Below are 17,752 nucleotides of genomic sequence, written 5' to 3'. Positions count from 1 at the left end.
ACCGCAACAAAATAGCGCGCAGTTGCCGGCGCGCCCTGAGAATCATTGATAGGAAACCAGCGTTGCACCATTTTCATGGCTGAAATCTGGCTTCACGCCAAGCATGGCCGCGGAACGCCTGATGATATTGCCGGCCATGACCCCGGCATTCGCGGCCGCGACGTCCGTCATGCCCGGCTTTTCCGGGTGCGGAGCATCGGCAATCGTAAACACGAGATATTGCGGATCGTCCATCGGGAATGCGGCGACGAACGTATTGAAATTCAACTCCTTCGAGTAGCGGCCATTGATGACCTTCTCGGCTGTTCCGGTCTTGCCGCCAACGCGGTAGCCGGGAACCCTGGCATTTCTGGCCGAGCCCTTCTCGGCGTTGAGCATATAGAGATAGCGCATGCCCTCGACCGTTTTGTCGGCTACCACTTTCTTGGCCGCCGCCATCGCGTCCTGCTGGCTGCGGACCAGGAATGTCGGCTCCATCAGATATCCGCCATTGATCAGCGCCGCGCAGCCCACAGCCGCCTGCAACGGCGTCGTCGACACGCCATGACCGAAGGCGATGGTGAACGAGTTGACCTGTTTCCAGACCTTCGGTTCAGTCGGACGGGCGACTTCCGGCAGTTCGGTCTGCATCTTGTCCAAGATGCCAAGACGATGCAGGAATTCGCGATGCGCCTCGATGCCGACCAGTTCGGCCTCCCTGGCCGACCCGATGTTGGACGAATAGAGGAACACCTCCGGCAACGACAGCACACGGTTCTTGCCGTGGAAATCGTGAATGGCCTGATGCCCAACCCGGATTGGATGCGAAGCGTCGAAGCGGCTCGCCATCGTCGCCTTGCCGGAATCGAGCGCCATGGCTGATGTGAAGCTCTTGAAGGTCGAGCCCATCTCATAGAGTCCCGCCGACATCCGGTTCAGCCGGTCCTTGTCTTGTGCATTGTAGGGATTGTTCGGATCAAAATCCGGCACCGAGGCCATGGCCACCACTTCGCCGGTCTTGACGTTGAGCACGACGGCGCCTGCGCCCATGGCCCGATAGCGCTCCAGGCCGGCGGCAATCTCGTCGCGGACCACATGCTGGACGCGCAGATCGATCGAGAGCTTCACCGGCTTGAGATCCTTGGCCACCGCCAGGCCCGACGCCTGCAGGTCGCTCAGGCCCTGCTCATCGATATATTTCTCCATGCCGGAAATGCCTTGATTGTCGATATTGGTCAGGCCGACAATGTAAGATGAGGTTTCCCCACTCGGATAGAAACGGCGCTTCTCGGTGCGGAAGCCGAAACCGGGAATGCCGAGCTGCATGATGTCGGCCTGCTGCTTGGGCGTCAGCTGCCGCTGCAGCCAGACGAAGCCGGCGCCGCTCTTCAGCTTATGGTAGGTCTGCTCGTAATCGATCTCCGGCAGCACCGTCGACAGCTTTTCGATCGCCTCGTCGGCGTCGACGATGCGGCGCGGCTCTGCAAACAGCGATGCCGTCTTGATGTCCGTCGCCAGCACCTCGCCGTTGCGGTCGACAATGTCGGGCCGCGAGGCCGTCACCCGGCTCTGCGGGCCGCCTGACATGTCGGGGGTCTGGAAGCCGAGATAGACCAGCCGCCCGGAAATGATCGAGAAGATACCGAAGAACACCGCCATCGTCATGACGATGCGCGCCTTGCCCTTGCCTCCGGTCGCCTTGCGGGCGCCATCGACCACGATCGAACCGTCCTCGCTGGCCCTGGGGCGACGTTTCAGCAGTTTGCCGATCATTGGGCGATGCCTCCGGTCACGATGGGATCCTTGCCGTCCGAGGGGGTGTGGCCGGAATTGTCTGCCATGCCGCCTTGGCGCCCGTTCAGGATGTCCTGGATGTCGAGGGCTTTGGCCGGCAGGTCGCCGAGGCCGACGATCTGGTGCGCGCTGACCGGCTCCAGTTCAAGCTGCGACTTGTAGAGTTCGGCGAGCTTCTGTAGCCGCGATGGCTGGGTGAGCAGGCTCCAGTCGGCCTTGAGCAGGTCGATCGTGTCCTCCTCGTAGCGTATCTCAGCATGAATCTTCTGCACGGCTGCCAATTGGTCCTCGGCCTCGCGCTTGGTTTTGTAGGTCAGGGCCGCCGCCGAGACCATGACGGCGATGAGGACGATGTCGCTGGAACGAAACACGTGCTACCTCTCCCCCGGCCGCTCGATGCCAGGAAGTTTTGGGCCGGGAAGTTTTGGAAGGCCGAAAATCGAAAAATCGCCAGCACGCGCCGGCGCATCGGTGCGGATGGCGGCGCGCAGTCTTGCCGAGCGGGCGCGCGGGTTGGCCGCGGTCTCGGCATCACCCGGTGTCACGCCGCCGCCGGACTTGCTGAAGGTGGCGCTGCGTGCCCGTGCTTCCGGCATGTGGCGCGAGCCGCTCGCGGCGTCGGAGCGATCGGCGATGAAGCGCTTGACGATGCGGTCCTCCAGCGAATGGAATGTCACCACCGCAAGCCGTCCGCCCGGCTTCAGCGCCCGCTCGGCGGCGAACAGCGCCTTGGCCAACTCGCCGAGTTCGTCATTGACGAAGATGCGCAGCGCTTGAAAGACGCGGGTGGCGGGATGGATCTTGTCCTTCGGCGCCCGGCCGATATGCGTCTCGATGGCGTCGGCAAGCTCCAGCGTGCGCTCGAACGGACGCTTTTCGCGACGCGCTTCGATCATGCGCGCGATGCGCCCGGCGTGGCGCTCCTCCCCGAGGAAGCCGAAGATGCGGGCAAGATCGCCCGGCTTGAAGTTGTTGACGACATCTGCGGCGCTGAGGCCCGCCTGCGCCATGCGCATGTCGAGAGGCCCATCGGTGCGGAACGAAAACCCGCGCTCCGCCTGGTCGAGCTGCATCGAGGAAACACCGATGTCGAGCACGACGCCGTCGGCACTTTCGACATGCTGGTCCAGCGTCGAGAACGGCGCCTGCACCAGTCTCAGGCGGCCGCCTGATTGGGCTTCGAGATCGCGACCGGCCGCTATGGCATCCGGATCGCGATCGATGGCAACCACGGACGCGCCGGCCGCCAGGATGGCCCTGGTGTAGCCGCCGGCGCCGAACGTGCCGTCGACGATGACGTCGTCTTCCGCCGGCGAGAGCGCCTCCAACACTTCGGCAAGGAGGACCGGAATGTGGCGGGCCGGTCCGCCAACGGCGTTGATATCATCGCCGTGGCCCACCGTCATTCCGGTCGCTCCCCAGGCTTCGTCCCCTGCCGAAGCTGCAAAAGCCGGGCCCGCGCCTGCGCTCCGTAGGCCGCAAGCCGTCCCGGCTCCCAGATCTGAAAAAAATTGCCGCGTCCGACAAAGGCTACTTCCGCCGAAAGGCCGGCATGTTCGCGGATGAAGTCGCTGATCGTGATGCGACCATCCTGGTCCAGCTTCAGGAATGTTCCGTCGCCATGGCAGAAGAACGACATGTCGTCCGCCGTCTGCTGGAACGGATCCTCGAGCGCGATGCGCTGCTCGTAGCGGTCTAGCAGATCGGGCCCGCCGACGTCCATGGCCGGCAGATCTAGGCAGCGCAGCGCGTAGAGATCCGAATAGCCGCGTTTCTGAACGACGGCGCGAAAATGCGCAGGAACGGACACCCGCCCCTTCGCATCGATCCTGCTCACCGTGTTCGAAAGAAACCGGTCCATCCCACGTCACAGCAGCTTGGGCCGCCGCACCCCTCTTCGTCGTGTTGCACGCGCCACCACTACGCGTTCCCTGCCCTGAACCCGCCTCCGTGAAAGGGGCGAAAACCAGCAAACGCGCAGCCGCCGCGACTGCCCGGTTGGCGTACGCTTCACCCTGACACGGAACGAAGGCTTTGGTATCGGTATGGGATATCATGGGGTACTATGGGCGTCAACGGGAATAGGCTTCACAACATGCAGTCGCGACCGATAGAAGCGGCTTTGAAAACACGTCTCGTCTTTATGGATCATTAAGCCTAACGAAGCGTTTAGAGCCGCCTGGCCTAACCGGACGCGCCTTGTCGTGAGCTGTTGCCGGGCATAGCGTCTCACCACACGTCCAGGGTCACCAAGAGGGTTGGAATGTCGATGTCTGAAACAGCACGGTCGCGCGCCGCGGCTCTTGCCCACCTCCGTCGCAAGGCACTTGCCGTCGGCGATTCCATCCCCCTGCCACTCACCATGGCCGCCATTTTTCACGCGCCGGGCGACGCCACGGGCTTCAACCAGTATGGTCGTTTCAGCAATCCGACCTGGGATGCGGTAGAGCATATGCTGGCGCATCTGGAAGATGCGCCCTGCGTCGCCTTTCCTTCCGGAATGGCGGCGATTTCGGCGGCATTTTTCGCTGTCCTCAAGGCCGGCGACCGCATTCTTCTGCCTTCGGATGGCTATCACACGACAAGGGCACTGGCCGAACGCTTCCTGAAACCACTCGGCATCGCCTACGATGTGAGGCCAACCTCGACCTTCCTCGATGGCGGTTTCGAAGGCTATCGTCTGGCGTTCGTAGAGACGCCCGCTAATCCGGGGCTGGACATATGCGACATTGCGGCGGTCGCCGCGGCCGCACACAAAGCGGGCGCGCTGCTCGTTGTCGACAACACGACGATGACGCCCTTCGGCCAGCGCCCGCTCGACCATGGCGCCGATATCGTCATCGCCGCGGACACCAAGGCGCCCAACGGCCACTCCGACGTGCTGTTCGGCCATGTCGCGTGCCGCAACGCCGACATCATCGCCGCGGTGACGGATTGGCGCGAAACGTCCGGCGGCATTCCAGGGCCGTTCGAAGCGTGGCTTGTGCATCGCGGCCTCGAAACGCTCGATGTACGCTTCGACCGCATGTGCTCCTCGGCGGAAGTGATCGCGCGGCGCCTGCAAGGTCACCCGGCGATCACGGGCCTGCGCTATCCCGGCCTGGAAGGCGATCCTTCACACAACCTTGCCCGCGCCCAGATGGAACGCTTCGGCTTTCTTGTTTCCTTCGAACTCGCTTCGGAACAGAAGGCCGAGGAATTCATCAACAACTGCGAACTGATGCAGGCCGCGACGTCCTTCGGCGGCGTCCACACCTCTGCCGAGCGGCGTTCGAAGCGCGGCGATGCGGTTCCAGCCGGCTTCGTCCGCCTCTCAGTCGGCTGCGAACCAGTTGAAGAGCTTTGGGCGGCGATCGAGGCGTCGCTGGACAGGATCGGCGACTGACAAATCGATTACGAACCGAGGTCGTCGGTTTCGAAGTTGCGATGGCCGTGCAGCACGCGAAGGATTTCGATCGCATCGTCCTCTACACGGTACAAGGTGAGATAATTGCCGACGATCAGATGTCGGATACCGGGTGCGATGTCGTCGCGCGGCGCGCCTGAGAGGGGATGCAAAGTCAGCAGATCCCACCGCCTTCACCGATATTCTCGAGGTCGACCACTGCTTTGGGAAGCAGGCGGTATTTCACTCGTGAAAGCCTTTGGAACCAGCCATTTTCAGATATTTGGCCCGCAGTCGATCCACGATTGGCGGCCCGTCCAACGCCGGCCCGCTGTCAATGCCTTCCTGCACCAGCCTGCACAGCTCCTCGACGGTATAGCCGAGCAGATCGCGCCGATCCTTCCATTGCCGGAGCGCATCACGGATCACCTCGCTAGCCGAAGCATATTCACCAGCGGCGACCACATCGTCGACCGCCGCCGCCAGTTCCGGCGAGAGGGTGATGCTGCGTTTGTCGACCTGTCCCATGACCAGCTCCTCATCCACTTGCTGAAGCATGGTACGATTTAATCGTACCGAATTCAAGAAAGTCCCCGCGACCGTGGATGCGGATTGGCAGGCAACAAAAAGCCGTTGAATCAACAGGCGCGCCCCAGGACGCAACCTGCTGATCTCAAAGGCTTCTTTCGGAGAAAAATTGCCAGCTGGCCTGTAAGCCGGGTTCTGTATGGCCCTCGCCCCTTGCGGCGCGAGAACGTGGCGGCCATTCATCTTGGGCGCATATTGCCATGCGCCTCACGCAACCTACCCGGACGGTGAGCCGGAAACAGCCCTCGAGGGTTTCCCCTCGCACCGCCCCTATTCGGTCTTGCTCCCGGTGGGGTTTACCGTGCCGCTCCTGTTGCCAGTCGCGCGGTGGGCTCTTACTCCACCCTTTCACCCTTGCCCCGACCCGGCAAAGCCAAGTCGTGGCGGTTTGCTTTCTGTGGCACTTTCCCTGGGGTCGCCCCCGCCGGCCATTAGCCGGCACCGTGTCTCCATGGAGCCCGGACTTTCCTCACCCGCGGCCTTTCGGCTTTTGCTGGTGCGGCCGCCCGGCCAGCTGGCCAAGCGTATAAAGGGGTTCACGCCACAAAACGCAACCAAAAAAGCCGGTTACGACCGGTTCTTGTCACGCCGGCGACCCGACAGCCGCCAGTTGCACCTTGACCTTGCTGCAATAGGCGGCCGAGACCGGGTTCATCCGGGTGGCGCCATGGCCGGCATTGTATTTCAGGATCGTGCCGCAGGTCGTGCCGCCACCGAGATCCCGCGCCATGGCAAGATACTTCATGCCGTATTTGATGTTGGTGTCCGGATTGAAGAGCCCATTGGCCGAGCCGCTATAGCCCATCATCCGCGCCGTCGCCGGCTTGATCTGCATTAAGCCGATTTCGCCGGCGCCGCCGACGAGGTTCGGCCGGTAGTTGCTCTCGATCTTGATCACAGCGTGAGCGAGCGACGCCGGCACGCCATAGCTTGCGGCGTAACGCGCCACGATGGCCGAATACTGATCGCCGCTGGCCACCGCTGCCGTCGAGGCCACTGCGTCCTTGATCCCGATCGATGCCGTCGTCGTTTTATCGACGGTCTTGCGGCCTCGCCTGGCCTTCTGTCTCGTGCTCGGCTTCTTGGCCTTGGTCCAGCTCGCCTTCTCCACTTTCGCGGAAGACCGCTTCGCCGCCTTCACATCCTTGCTGCTTTTGGCCGAAATGGCCTTGCCCTTGGCGGTCGCTGCGACGAGCCCCTGGTCGGCCCGTGGGCTCAGCGGCGCGGCGCTTGCCGCCCCGAAGGCAAAAGTCATTACGCCGGCAGCAAGAGCTGCCGTTACAACGGTCAATTTCTGCATGTGATCCTGTTCTGTCTGAACGCGCGAAGATCTCCGCGCGGCATTGCTTGATTAATGTCGGATCATCCGGGGGGTTAGACATCCGACAAACTGTACGGATCGCCCTTTGAGGCCCGAATTGCGCGCAATGAAGGCGAAGCAAGTCACTTTAAGTGACAGGTTGTAACTTAATGTCGGAAAAGCATTACTTGGACGGCATCCTGACCCAAGGTCAAGTTGGGTGGGAAGCGAGCAGCCGTTGAAGCGTGCGCATCGTCGATCCGTCCGCCGCTCCATCGATTCGACGTGGCCGAAAATGACGCTGGAAAGCCTGGACCACGACCCGCGTCTGCTGGTCGAAAACACCCGATATTTCGACTCCATAGCCGTAAAGCGCCAGCATCGATTGCAGCGCCTCGACATCGGCGCCGGCCTCGCCGGCCTTCAGCACGGCGCCGCGCCTGATCGGTGCTGCCGCCACGAAGTGGCCGACGCCGGCCTCGAACAGGGCCCGCCAGGGAAACTTCTCGCCAGGGTCGATCTTGCGCCCCGGCGCCACGTCGGAGTGCGCCAGCACCCGCTGGGGAGCAATCGCATGCCGGCTGGCTATTCCGGCACACAAGCCGATCACCGCATCGATCTGTCGCTTGGGAAAACCGGGATAACCCAATGAATGCCCCGGGTTGACGATCTCAATGCCGACGGAACAGGAGTTGATGTCGGTGCGTCCGAACCACGAACTCTTCCCAGCGTGCCAGGCGCGGTCGCTTTCCCGGACCATCTGCACGATATGTCCATTCTCATGCACCAGATAATGCGAGGAGACCTCGCTGGCAGGATCGCATAGCCACGCCTCGGCCCCAGCGCCTGTCGGCATGCCGGTATAGTGCAGCACGATCATGTCGGGCTTCAGCGTCTCGCGCCGTGGGCCGAAATTCGGCGATACCCTGACCTCGGCGCTCGGCTCGTCGGGCAGGAAGCCGCTCATGCGTGCCGCAGGCCCCGCTCGATCATCTCATAGGCGGTGTTGATCGCCGCGAGCCTCGTCGTCGCGATCTTGATGAATTCCTGCGGCAGGCCGCGCGCGATCAGCCGGTCGGGATGATTGTCGGAAACCAGCTTGCGGTAGCGTTTCCTGACCTCCTCGAACGGCTTGCCGCGCTCGATGCCGAGCACGACATAGGGGTCGGCGGCGCCAAGATCGACGTGCCTGGCAAGGATCGCCTCGTAGTGCACCTCGTCTATGCGGAAGATTTCGGCGATGCGATGCAGGAACTGGCCTTCACGCTCATGGATCAGCCCGTCGGCCTTGGCGATGTGGAACAGGCCGTCGAGTATATCCTCCAGCATCATGCAGTTCGAATGGCCGGAGCCGCAAAGCTGCGCCATGCGCTCGGCATAAGTCTCGAAGCCGGCAACGTCACGTTTGGCCAGATCGTAGAGCCGCGCCACATTGCGCGTCTCCTTTGGCGGCACCTCGAATATTTCCTGGAAGGCGCGTATCTCGTCCTGGGTGACAACCCCGTCGGCCTTGGCCATCTTGGCCGAGAGCGCGATCATCGCCACGGAGAAGGCAACGCGGCGGCGCAGATCCGCATCGCCGGAAAAAACCGTCCGCACGGCCTCGACCACGTCGGCGACGCCCGACGAGGCTGAAGACGAAATCCGCGTGATGAAGTCGCCGAGGCGGTCCCAAATCGACATGGCCGCTTCTTAGAGCCAACCGGTCCCCGCTATCAAGCCAATAACGCCGGCATCATACCTCGACGACGATCGATCTCGTGCGGGAGCCGCTACCCGCCTGGGCGAAGGGCCGGCAAGACGCCGGCCCTCACCAGAACACAGGTACTAATGGACTACTGCGCGGGCGCAGGAGCGGGCGTTGCCGGAGCCGGCTCGGCAGGCTTGGTCGAATTATCCGCGGGCGCCGCGGGTTTCATCGGCTGCTCGGCCGGCGGATTGGTGCTCTGGGTGGTGGTGTTATCCGTCCCCGTGCCGCTGTCGCTGCATGCAGCGACGCCGAGCAGCGCAAGGGCGGACACCGACGCAAGAATGAGTTTTTTCATGATATCTCTCCTTCAACACACGCTCACGTTGCAGTGAACGGTCGAGAAGGAAATGCATCACTCGGCCATGAGTTTCGTAACGATGCGTTTCCGCATGTAACATCGCTCGCATCCTCCCCTTGGGGCGCCTGCCCAAGGGTGAAACAGCTTTGCGCTCCCCTGTGCCGATCGCTGTCATCCACCTGTCATCGCCGGGCGTTACCCGCTTGCGGCAAAGCAAATGGGGAATCACCTTGCCATGACGGACGTTTCCGCAGATCTGATCTTTCGCCGCGGCAAGGAAGTTGGAAAAGCGGTCTACCAGAACCGTCCCCTGTCGAAGGCCGGAATTTCCGAACGGCTGTTCGCCTTCCTGTTTTCGGGCCTGGTCTATCCGCAGATCTGGGAAGATCCCGATGTCGACATGGACGCAATGCAGCTTGGCGAAGGCCACCGCGTCGTCACCATTGCCTCCGGCGGTTGCAATATTCTGGCCTATCTCACCCGGTCGCCGGCCAGGATCGACGCCGTCGATCTCAATGCCGCTCACATAGCCTTGAACCGCATGAAGCTGGAGGCCGTGCGCCACCTGCCATCGCAGGGCGACCTGTTCCGCTTCTTCGGCGCCGCCGACACCAGCCACAACTCGCAAGCTTACGACCGCTTCATCGCGCCGCATCTCGATCCGGTCAGCCGCCACTACTGGGAGCGCCGCAACTGGCACGGTATCAGGCGTATCGCCGTCTTCGACCGTAATTTCTACCAGACCGGCCTGCTTGGCCTATTCATCGCCATGGGCCACCGCACGGCGAAATTCTTCGGCGTCGACCCTGCCGGCATAATGGAAGCCAGGAACATCGGCGAGCAGCGCCGCTTCTTCAACGAGGAGCTGGCGCCGGTGTTTGACAAGAAACTCTTGAAATGGGCGACTTCGCGCAAGGCCTCGCTGTTCGGCCTCGGCATCCCACCGGCGCAGTACGATTCCCTGATCACCTCCGGCGACGGCACCATGGCCAGCGTGCTGAAAGCCCGGTTGGAGAAGCTCGCATGCGATTTTCCATTGAAAAACAACTATTTCGCCTGGCAGGCCTTTGCCCGGCGCTACCCTGAACCCGGCGAAGCCGCCCTGCCCGCCTATCTCGAAAGGCAGAACTACGAGACCATCCGCGGCAACGTCGACCGCGTCGCCATCCACCATGCCAATCTGATCGAATTTCTGGCAGGCAAGGACGCCGGAGCGGTCGACCGTTTCGTCCTGCTCGACGCGCAGGACTGGATGACCGACGACCAGCTCAATGCGCTGTGGTCGGAAATCACCCGCACCGCCTCCGCCGGCGCTCGCGTCGTCTTCCGCACCGCGGCCGAGCCAAGTCTGCTTCCGGGCCGTGTCTCCGCTTCCCTGCTCGACCAATGGAGCTACGAGAGCGACGCCTCGCGCGAATTCTCGGGCCGCGACCGCTCGGCAATCTATGGCGGCTTTCATCTCTACGTTAAGCGCGCCTGATGAGCACGACCGAGCTGCCTGCCAGCCACGCCGAACTGATGGACGGCGTCTACCGCTGGCAGCGCCACATCTACGACCTGACCCGCAAATACTATCTGCTCGGCCGCGACCGGCTGATATCAGGGCTGGACGTTCCCCCGGGTGGCACGGTGCTGGAGCTCGGCTGCGGCACCGGGCGCAACATCATCCTCGCCGCCCGCAGCTATCCCGGCGCGCGCTTCTTCGGCCTCGACATCTCGGCAGAGATGCTGGAGACCGCCGGCACCGCGATTGCCCGCGAAGGCATGTCCGATCGCGTCATGCTGGCAAGGGGCGACGCCACGGACTTCGAGGCAAAGGCACTGTTTGGCCGCGACAGCTTCGACCGTGTCTTCGTGTCCTATTCACTGTCGATGATCCCCGACTGGGAAAAGACGGTCTCCGCCGCGCTGACAACGCTCGCTCCGGGTGGTTCCCTGCACATCGTCGACTTCGGCCAGCAGGAAGGCCTGCCGGACTGGTTCCGGACCCTGCTTCGCGGCTGGCTCAGAAAATTCCACGTCGCGCCGCGTGAAATGTTGCGCGAGGTACTGGAATCGGAATCGCGAAAAACCGGCGCAACCTTCCGTTTGCGCACACTTTATCGTGGCTACGCCTGGCTGGCGGTGGTCCGGCCGAGCAGCTGACCGGCTAGCGCAGCGCCTTCACCAGCGCCCCCACCATCGTCTGCGGGCGATAGCCGAGCTTGGCCGGCGTCAGGCCGAACCGCACCACCACCAGTTGCTCGGAAGGAATGATGGCGACGGTCTGCCCGTCATGACCTTCCATCCAGTAGGTGTCCTTGGGCAGGCCGGCCACCACGCCGGCACCGGGGTTTTCCTCGTCGCCCGGCGCCTCGATCCACACCTGCCCTTTGCCGTAGACTTTCGAGGCCGACGCCGGCTCGCGCATCCAGTCGACGAAACCGGCCGGCAATATCTGGTTGCCGTTCCAGACCCCGCCCTGCAGCAGGAACTGGCCGAAGCGGGCCCAGTCATGGGCGGTGGCGTAGAGATAGGATGAGCCGACGAATGTGCCCTGCTCGTCGGTCTCGAGCACGGCGCTGTGCATGCCCAGCGGCTCGAACAGCGCGGTGCGCGGCCACGTCAACGCCTTGGCCTTGTCGCCGATCGCATCCTGCCAGAGCCGCGACAGCATCACCGCCGTTCCGCTCGAATAGGAGAACACCTTGCCCACTTCGCCGGTGAGCGGCTTGGCTTCGGCAAAACCCGCCATGTCGGGTTCGAGATAGAGCATGCGCGTCACATCGGCGACGTCGCCATAGTCCTCGTTGAATTCCAGCCCGCTCGACATCGCCATCATGTCGGCAAGGCTGATCGCGGCGCGGCCATCGGCCTTCCAGGGCTCGAAAAGGCCCTGGTTGGTCATCGCCATCTTGCCGTCCTTGACCAGCGTGCCGACTATGGCGGCATTGACCGTCTTGGTCATCGACCAGCCGAGCAACGGCGTCCGGGCGGAAAAACCATCACCATAGCGTTCCGCCACGACGCGGCCGTTCTTGACCACCACCACGGCGCGCATGCCGGCGCCTGTCATGGCGGCATCGTCGACGATCTTCGCCACCTCCGGGTTCTGCGAGACTTCGACCCGCTCGCCTTCCGGCCACAGCGCGTCCTGTCCTACCGCCGAGGGTTCGACATGGATCGCCGTGCGCCGCGCCTTGCCGACATCGCCATCCGGAACCGAGGCGCAGCCCAGCCCGTCGCGGGAAACCGCGATGCTCTTGCCGAGGAAGCCAAGCAGGCCGGCGGAGACTGTGCCCCGGTTCTTGTCGACCGAGACCCGCATCAGCTTGAGCAAGGGATGACCAGGCGCCTGCACGTCGACGGCAAGCACCTCGTTGGCGTCGCGTCCGGCGATGAAAACGTTGGAGCAGACGATCTTTGCCGAATAGCCCGAGCCGACCCGGATCAGTTCGGGCGGCGCGAAATAGAGCCACCCAAACAGCGCCACGACCGCCAGCACCACCAGGCCGAGCAGCCATTTGACGATCTTGGCAATGATCCGCATCTTTCCCATCCCCCGAATGAAGGCTCGATCCATGTCATCGATTTGCCGCCATTGCTTCCGCAAAATCAGGGCTGTTGTCGAGCGCCGTCAACCAGATATCAACCATGATCGGCGATCACAGATGCATGTCGCCCAAAAGCGCGCAGCGTTTTTGGGGTCACGGCACGAAGACAAATAGTTGAAGCGCGCCGAAAAATGCGCGCTTTGAAGATACCGGGCGATGGAGTGGGGCTGTCGTCCGGCGGGGGCCAGACCAAGCGCCGGCCATCAGTTACAGACCCATCAGCGACCGGCTGAAACCGGCTCGGGAGTTGTGATGCGCCGTCTCGCGGTCCTTTTCATGCTGACGCTGCTGGGCGCCTGCTCGACCGTGGAGGATCTGTCGCCACTGTCGCCATCCAGCGCCCCCACGGTTGCGGCGCGCGCGCCCCGCTTCGCCGATTCCAAGCCGCATGAATGGGACAGCGGCGCGCCGTGGAATTACGCCGTTCACGGCACCGACGTCTCGAAATACCAGACCTCGGTCGACTGGCCGACCGCCAAGGCCAGCGGCATTTCCTTCGCTTTCATCAAGGCGACGGAGGGCGGCGACCGTTTTGATGATTATTTCAACGAGCATTGGGCGCGCACCAAAGCCGCCGGCATTCCTCGTGCCGCCTATCATTTCTTCTATTTCTGCACTCCGGCGGCGGTACAGGCGCGCTGGTTCATCCGGAATGTCCCCGTCGACCCCTCGGCCATGCCGCCGGTACTGGACATGGAATGGAACCCGAAATCGCCAACCTGCAGACTGCGGCCGGACGCGGCCACCGTGCGCGCGGAGATGACCACCTTCCTCGAAATCGTCGAGCGGCACTACGGCAAAAAGCCGATCATCTATACGTCGGTGGACTTCTTTGAAGACAACGAGCTGTCGACCTTCCGCGGCTATCCCTACTGGCTACGCTCCGTCGCCGGCCACCCGCGCCAGAAATATGGCAGCCACCCCTTCACCTTCTGGCAGTACACTGGAACCGGCATCGTTCCCGGCATGACCGGCAAGTCCGATATAAACGTCTTCAACGGCAGCCAGGCCGCCTGGAACAAATGGTTGAGGCAGAACACCCGCTGACACCGTGTCAACGGCGGCCAAGCCGCCTGGGAAAAGGGCTGCGGCAGAACACCCGTTGACACCGTGTCAACGGCAGCCAAGCCGCCTGGGAAAAGGGTTGCGGCAGAACACCCGTTGACACCGTGTCGACGGCAGCCAAGCCGCCTGGAAAAAGGGCTGCGGCAGAACACCCGTTGACACCGGGCCTGCCGCCTGCTTTCGACACGGCCGGCGGGCAAAAGTGCAACCGCCGGTATTCCGTGCGGCGCGCATCCAGATGGACACGCCAGGCCGCTCGGAATCATGAATGTCGAAAGGAAGTCGATGCGACTGCGTTCCCAAGCCCTCGCGGCGCTGTTCCTGTGCGCCACGGCCTTGCCGGCGATTGCGCAGGAATGCGGCGGCGACTTCGAAACCTGGAAGCAAGGCGTGGCCGCGGAAGCCAGGGCGGCGGGTGTCGGCGCTGTCGGTCTCGAGGCGCTCGAGGATGCCAGCTTCGACGAGAGGGCGCTGGCGCGCGACCGTGCGCAGGGCGTCTTCACCCAGACATTCATCGAGTTCTCCAACCGGATGATCTCCGCCTACCGGCTGAAGCAGGGCGCGGCGAACATGAAGAAATACGCCGATATCTTCGCCCGCGCCGACCAGCAGTTCGGCGTCCAGGCGCCGGTCATCACCGCCTTCTGGGCGCTGGAGACCGATTTCGGCGCCGTGCAGGGCGATTTTCATACGCTGAGCGCGCTGGTCACGCTTTCCCATGATTGTCGTCGCCCGCAGCTGTTCCGGCAGCAACTGGTGCCTCTACTGGAACTGATCGATCATGGTGTGCTGCCGGCCGACGTTAACGGCGCCTGGGCTGGCGAGATCGGCCAGACGCAGATCCTGCCTTCCGACTATCTCGCCCGTGGCGTCGACGGCGACGGCGACGGCAAGATCGACCTGCGGGGCAGTGTGCCGGATGTGATCATGACCACGGCCAACAAGGTGCTGTCGCGCGGCTGGAAGCGCGACGAGCCCTGGATCCAGGAAGTGCGCGTGCCCGACGAGATGCCTTGGGACCAGACCGGGCGCACCAACAAATTGCCGCTGACGCAGTGGGCGCAGTGGGGTGTCACCAATCCCGACGGCTCGCCGCTGGTCGACAAGGGCCTGAAGGCCGGGCTGGCGCTGCCCATGGGCCGCAAGGGACCGGCCTTCCTCACCTACGACAATTTCGACGTCTATCTCGAATGGAACCAGTCCTTCACCTACGCGCTGACCGCGGCCAATCTTGCCGCGCGGCTGGCCGGCGCGCCACCGATCGACCCGCGCAATCCCGAACCGGGGCTCAACAACGAGCAGATGAAGGCTTTGCAGACCAAGCTGGAAGCCAAGGGCTACGACGTCGGCACGGTCGACGGGATCCTGGGCACCAACACCCGCGAAGCGATCCGCAAGGAGCAGACGCGGCTGGGATTGCCCGTGGACGGCTGGCCGACGCCGGAGCTTCTAGCGAAGCTGTGATGGGAAATGAAGCTGTCAGTAGGGAATAGTGACGGACCGATTTCACTACTCACTACTCACTACTCACTACTCACTGCTTAATCCGCCATCGTCTCCAGACTCGCCAATCCCACCGGCGCATCGCCCTCGTCGAACGACGTCGCCACCTCGACGAAAGTGTCGGGATAGAAGCCGTTGAAGCGGGTTCTCAGCGACAGCGAATAGGCGCCGATATGGCCTATCTCGATCCAGTCGCCGGTGTCGACGGTTTCCGGCAGCCAGAACGGCCGCGACAATATGTCGACGGAATCACAGGTCGCGCCGCAGACTTTGAACGGCACGATGGTCTTCTCATCGCCATTGCGCGTGCGGATCGCCGGATCGGGAATGAAGCGTGCCGGCAGCGTGATCTTGCCGGTCCATGAATCCGATAGCGACGCCCAGATGCCGTCATTGATGTAGAGCCGCTTGCCCTTGCGCAACAGCACGCGCACGATCAGCGACAGGCAGCGCGCCACGATCACTCGGCCGGGCTCGGCCACCAGCGGCATCTGGTCGAACTGGTATTCCTTGAGGTCTCCAGAAAGCCGCGACATGATCTGGCCGAGCGACGGCATCGCGACCTGCTTGCGATTGGGATCGTGTCCGTATTCGGCCGGAAAACCGCCGCCGACATCGAGACCGGCCAGGTCGAAGGTCAGCCGGTTGCGCACCCAGTCGGCCGAGGCCAATGCCCTTTCGTAGGTGTCGGGATCCTCGATCTGGCTGCCGACATGGAAGCATAGCCCGACCTTGTAGCCGGTGCGGTTCAGCCGCTCGGCGAGCTCGACCGCGTAGGCCGGCCCGGCGCCGAACTTCTTCGACAGCTCGTAAGCCGCATGGCCCTTGGTCTGCACCCGCACGAACACGCTGACGGCGCCCGGGTCGATGTCGAGCGCCCTGACCACCCGCGTCAGCTTGGTGATCTCGTCCTCGTGGTCGAGCGCAATGACGCGGATGCCGTATGTCTCCAACGCCAGCTTGATGTCCGACTGCGCCTTGACTGGATGCATGTAGAGCATCTCGGCATCGGCCGAGACCGCGCGCACGGCGGCGAACTCGCCGGGCGAGGCCACGTCGAAAGCGGAGACGCCGGCCTCGACCAGCGTCTTCAGCACGATCTGCTCGCCATTGGTCTTGACCGCATAGGCCGTCTTGCCGGGGAACATGCCCATGAACTGCAAGGCATCGGCCTTCAGCACCTGCGGGCGGAAGCAGTAGACCGGATCGTCCGGGCGAAGCGCCAGTGCCGCCTCGCGGGCATTCTCGAATCGCTGCATGGACGAATCCTTGACCTAGCCTGCGCACAATTAATCCAAGCTAGCGGCCAATGAAAACAATTCTGTGTCTCGTGCGCCTGACGGCAGGGCGCTAGGCTTTGTCAGGGGACAGCCCCTCGGCAGGTTTCGGGTGGTTCTTGCCTGCGAAGCCGATATGGCTTCTGTCTGGCTGCCTGCATTCGGCCGTCCGGGGAGAACGCATCACATGGCAATAGCGGCGACATCAGCACCGCGCGGACCGATGGCGCTCAAGGACTGGTCGCAGCTTCTGCCGCTCGGCGCGATCTGGGGCGGCTCCTTTTTCTTCGCCCGCATTGCCGTGGCGGAGCTTCACCCGCTGGTGCTGGTGCTGTTTCGCGTCGCCATCGCGGCACTCGCTTTGCAGCTCTATCTCTTCCTGCGCGGCCCGTCCTTCCGCCTTGCCCTTCCTCATGCAGGACTGTTCTTCCTGCTGGCCTTCACCAACAACGTCGTGCCTTTTTCGCTGATCTTCGCCGGCCAGACCGAGCTTGGCGCCGGCGTCGCCTCGGTGCTCAATGCGACAACGCCGTTCTGGACGCTGATCCTCGCCAACGCCCTGACATCGGACGAGAAGCTCTCCTGGAACAAGCTGGCCGGCATTGCGCTTGGCGTCGCCGGAACGGCTGTGATGATTGGCCCCGGCCTGGTAGCCGGCCTCGGCGGCCCGGTCTGGGCCAAATTCGCGCTGATCGGAGCATCGTTGTCCTACGGCGTCGCACTGATGGTCGCCCGCCGCTTCAAGGGCGTGCCTTCGCCGGTCATCGCCACTGGGCAGCTGACCGCCTCGACCATCATCATGATCCCGGTCGTGGTGCTTGCGCACGGTCCCGCCGGCCTGCTCTCGGCCTCGGCGCCGGTCTGGGCGGCGGTGCTGGCGCTGGCGCTGCTGTCCACCGCCTTCGCCTATATCCTCTATTTCAACCTCGTCGCCTCGGCCGGCGCCACCAACGCCTCACTGGTGACGCTGATCGTGCCGGTGAGTGCCATGCTGCTCGGCTTCCTGTTCCTCGGCGGCCGGCTGGAATTGTTCGAAATCGGCGGCATGATGCTGATCGGTCTTGGCCTGGTTACCATAGACGGGCGGCTGTTCATCCGCAGGGTAGCGCTGCCATGACATGCCAACGACACGAAGCCGCCATAATTTATTCACAGGTTCGCATCTGGTTTTGCCTAGAAGTTTCAACGCCTAACGGCGAAATGAGGTCGCAAACTCCACA

The 17,752-nt window shown here is 63.2% G+C and carries 18 protein-coding genes and 1 other RNA gene; 6 read left to right on the top strand and 13 right to left on the bottom strand.

Annotation, left to right across the window (positions count from 1 at the left end):
* Nucleotides 1-42: 42 nt before the first annotated feature.
* From LB566_RS22715 to mraZ, 4 genes are read right to left on the bottom strand one after another with little or no spacing between them, the layout of a single operon-like run.
* Nucleotides 43-1,752 (bottom strand): peptidoglycan D,D-transpeptidase FtsI family protein, encoded by a 1,710-nt coding sequence (locus LB566_RS22715; protein ID WP_140495205.1) that lies wholly within the window; start codon nt 1,750-1,752, stop codon nt 43-45.
* Complete coding sequence (locus LB566_RS22710) at nt 1,749-2,144, bottom strand: hypothetical protein (RefSeq protein WP_140553099.1); 396 nt, start codon at nt 2,142-2,144, stop codon at nt 1,749-1,751. The genes LB566_RS22715 and LB566_RS22710 overlap by 4 nt, the downstream gene beginning before the upstream one ends.
* A gap of 3 nt (nt 2,145-2,147) precedes the next feature.
* The gene (gene rsmH / locus LB566_RS22705) at nt 2,148-3,179 is read right to left on the bottom strand and encodes a 16S rRNA (cytosine(1402)-N(4))-methyltransferase RsmH (RefSeq protein ID WP_224627223.1); all 1,032 of its coding nucleotides are present in this window, start codon (nt 3,177-3,179) and stop codon (nt 2,148-2,150) included.
* Nucleotides 3,176-3,634 carry a division/cell wall cluster transcriptional repressor MraZ gene (gene mraZ / locus LB566_RS22700; protein ID WP_140495198.1) on the bottom strand — a complete coding sequence of 153 codons (459 nt, stop codon included), beginning with the start codon at nt 3,632-3,634 and terminating at the stop codon, nt 3,176-3,178. Before mraZ ends, rsmH begins: the two co-directional genes overlap by 4 nt.
* Nucleotides 3,635-4,042: 408 nt before the next feature.
* Between mraZ and LB566_RS22695 the strand changes: the two genes are divergently transcribed.
* Nucleotides 4,043-5,158 (top strand): cystathionine gamma-lyase, encoded by a 1,116-nt coding sequence (locus tag LB566_RS22695; RefSeq protein WP_224627221.1) that lies wholly within the window; start codon nt 4,043-4,045, stop codon nt 5,156-5,158.
* Nucleotides 5,159-5,166: 8 nt separating this feature from the next.
* On the opposite strand, the gene LB566_RS22690 is transcribed toward LB566_RS22695, so the two are convergent.
* From LB566_RS22690 to LB566_RS22660, 7 genes are all read right to left on the bottom strand, one after another.
* Nucleotides 5,167-5,331: a type II toxin-antitoxin system RelE/ParE family toxin gene (locus LB566_RS22690; RefSeq protein WP_224627219.1), complete on the bottom strand. Its 165-nt coding sequence runs from the start codon at nt 5,329-5,331 to the stop codon at nt 5,167-5,169.
* Between the two features lie 70 nt (nt 5,332-5,401).
* Complete coding sequence (locus LB566_RS22685; RefSeq protein ID WP_224627217.1) at nt 5,402-5,686, bottom strand: type II toxin-antitoxin system ParD family antitoxin; 285 nt, start codon at nt 5,684-5,686, stop codon at nt 5,402-5,404.
* Nucleotides 5,687-5,854: 168 nt separating this feature from the next.
* Nucleotides 5,855-6,264: RNase P RNA component class A (rnpB, locus tag LB566_RS22680), an RNA gene on the bottom strand.
* Nucleotides 6,265-6,329: 65 nt separating this feature from the next.
* Nucleotides 6,330-7,046 carry a lytic transglycosylase domain-containing protein gene (locus LB566_RS22675; protein WP_224627215.1) on the bottom strand — a complete coding sequence of 239 codons (717 nt, stop codon included), beginning with the start codon at nt 7,044-7,046 and terminating at the stop codon, nt 6,330-6,332.
* Between the two features lie 211 nt (nt 7,047-7,257).
* Nucleotides 7,258-8,013: an N-acetylmuramoyl-L-alanine amidase gene (locus LB566_RS22670; protein ID WP_224627213.1), complete on the bottom strand. Its 756-nt coding sequence runs from the start codon at nt 8,011-8,013 to the stop codon at nt 7,258-7,260.
* Nucleotides 8,010-8,729, bottom strand: coding sequence for a J domain-containing protein (locus tag LB566_RS22665; RefSeq protein WP_140639212.1), 720 nt, complete (start codon nt 8,727-8,729; stop codon nt 8,010-8,012). Before LB566_RS22665 ends, LB566_RS22670 begins: the two co-directional genes overlap by 4 nt.
* 152 nt (nt 8,730-8,881) lie before the next feature.
* A complete protein-coding gene (locus tag LB566_RS22660) occupies nt 8,882-9,091 on the bottom strand; it encodes a hypothetical protein (protein WP_140495184.1) in 210 nt (69 codons plus the stop codon).
* Nucleotides 9,092-9,329: 238 nt separating this feature from the next.
* Between LB566_RS22660 and LB566_RS22655 the strand changes: the two genes are divergently transcribed.
* Nucleotides 9,330-10,574 carry a DUF3419 family protein gene (locus tag LB566_RS22655; RefSeq protein WP_224627211.1) on the top strand — a complete coding sequence of 415 codons (1,245 nt, stop codon included), beginning with the start codon at nt 9,330-9,332 and terminating at the stop codon, nt 10,572-10,574.
* On the top strand, nt 10,574-11,239 hold the full coding sequence (locus tag LB566_RS22650) for a class I SAM-dependent methyltransferase (RefSeq protein WP_224627209.1): 666 nt from the start codon (nt 10,574-10,576) through the stop codon (nt 11,237-11,239). Before LB566_RS22655 ends, LB566_RS22650 begins: the two co-directional genes overlap by 1 nt.
* 4 nt (nt 11,240-11,243) lie before the next feature.
* Here LB566_RS22650 and LB566_RS22645 read toward each other — a convergent pair whose 3' ends face one another.
* The gene (locus LB566_RS22645) at nt 11,244-12,623 is read right to left on the bottom strand and encodes a serine hydrolase domain-containing protein (RefSeq protein WP_224627207.1); all 1,380 of its coding nucleotides are present in this window, start codon (nt 12,621-12,623) and stop codon (nt 11,244-11,246) included.
* 316 nt (nt 12,624-12,939) lie between these two features.
* On the opposite strand from LB566_RS22645, the gene LB566_RS22640 reads away from it, so the two are divergent.
* Both LB566_RS22640 and LB566_RS22635 read left to right on the top strand, forming a co-directional pair.
* A complete protein-coding gene (locus tag LB566_RS22640) occupies nt 12,940-13,734 on the top strand; it encodes a GH25 family lysozyme (protein WP_140553080.1) in 795 nt (264 codons plus the stop codon).
* 303 nt (nt 13,735-14,037) lie between these two features.
* Entirely contained in the window at nt 14,038-15,216 is a 1,179-nt protein-coding gene (locus tag LB566_RS22635) for a lytic murein transglycosylase (protein WP_224627205.1), read from the top strand.
* A 77-nt stretch (nt 15,217-15,293) separates the two neighbouring features.
* Here LB566_RS22635 and LB566_RS22630 read toward each other — a convergent pair whose 3' ends face one another.
* Complete coding sequence (locus LB566_RS22630) at nt 15,294-16,514, bottom strand: alanine racemase (RefSeq protein WP_140553076.1); 1,221 nt, start codon at nt 16,512-16,514, stop codon at nt 15,294-15,296.
* Between the two features lie 205 nt (nt 16,515-16,719).
* On the opposite strand from LB566_RS22630, the gene LB566_RS22625 reads away from it, so the two are divergent.
* A complete protein-coding gene (locus LB566_RS22625) occupies nt 16,720-17,649 on the top strand; it encodes a DMT family transporter (RefSeq protein WP_224627203.1) in 930 nt (309 codons plus the stop codon).
* Nucleotides 17,650-17,752 lie beyond the last annotated feature (103 nt).

Origin of the sequence: Mesorhizobium sp. CA13 (genome assembly GCF_020165235.1) — a bacterium.
Taxonomy (GTDB): Bacteria; Pseudomonadota; Alphaproteobacteria; order Rhizobiales; family Rhizobiaceae; genus Mesorhizobium.
Note: the sequence above shows the minus strand (reverse complement) of the source record. Positions and strands in the feature narration are given on the sequence as shown.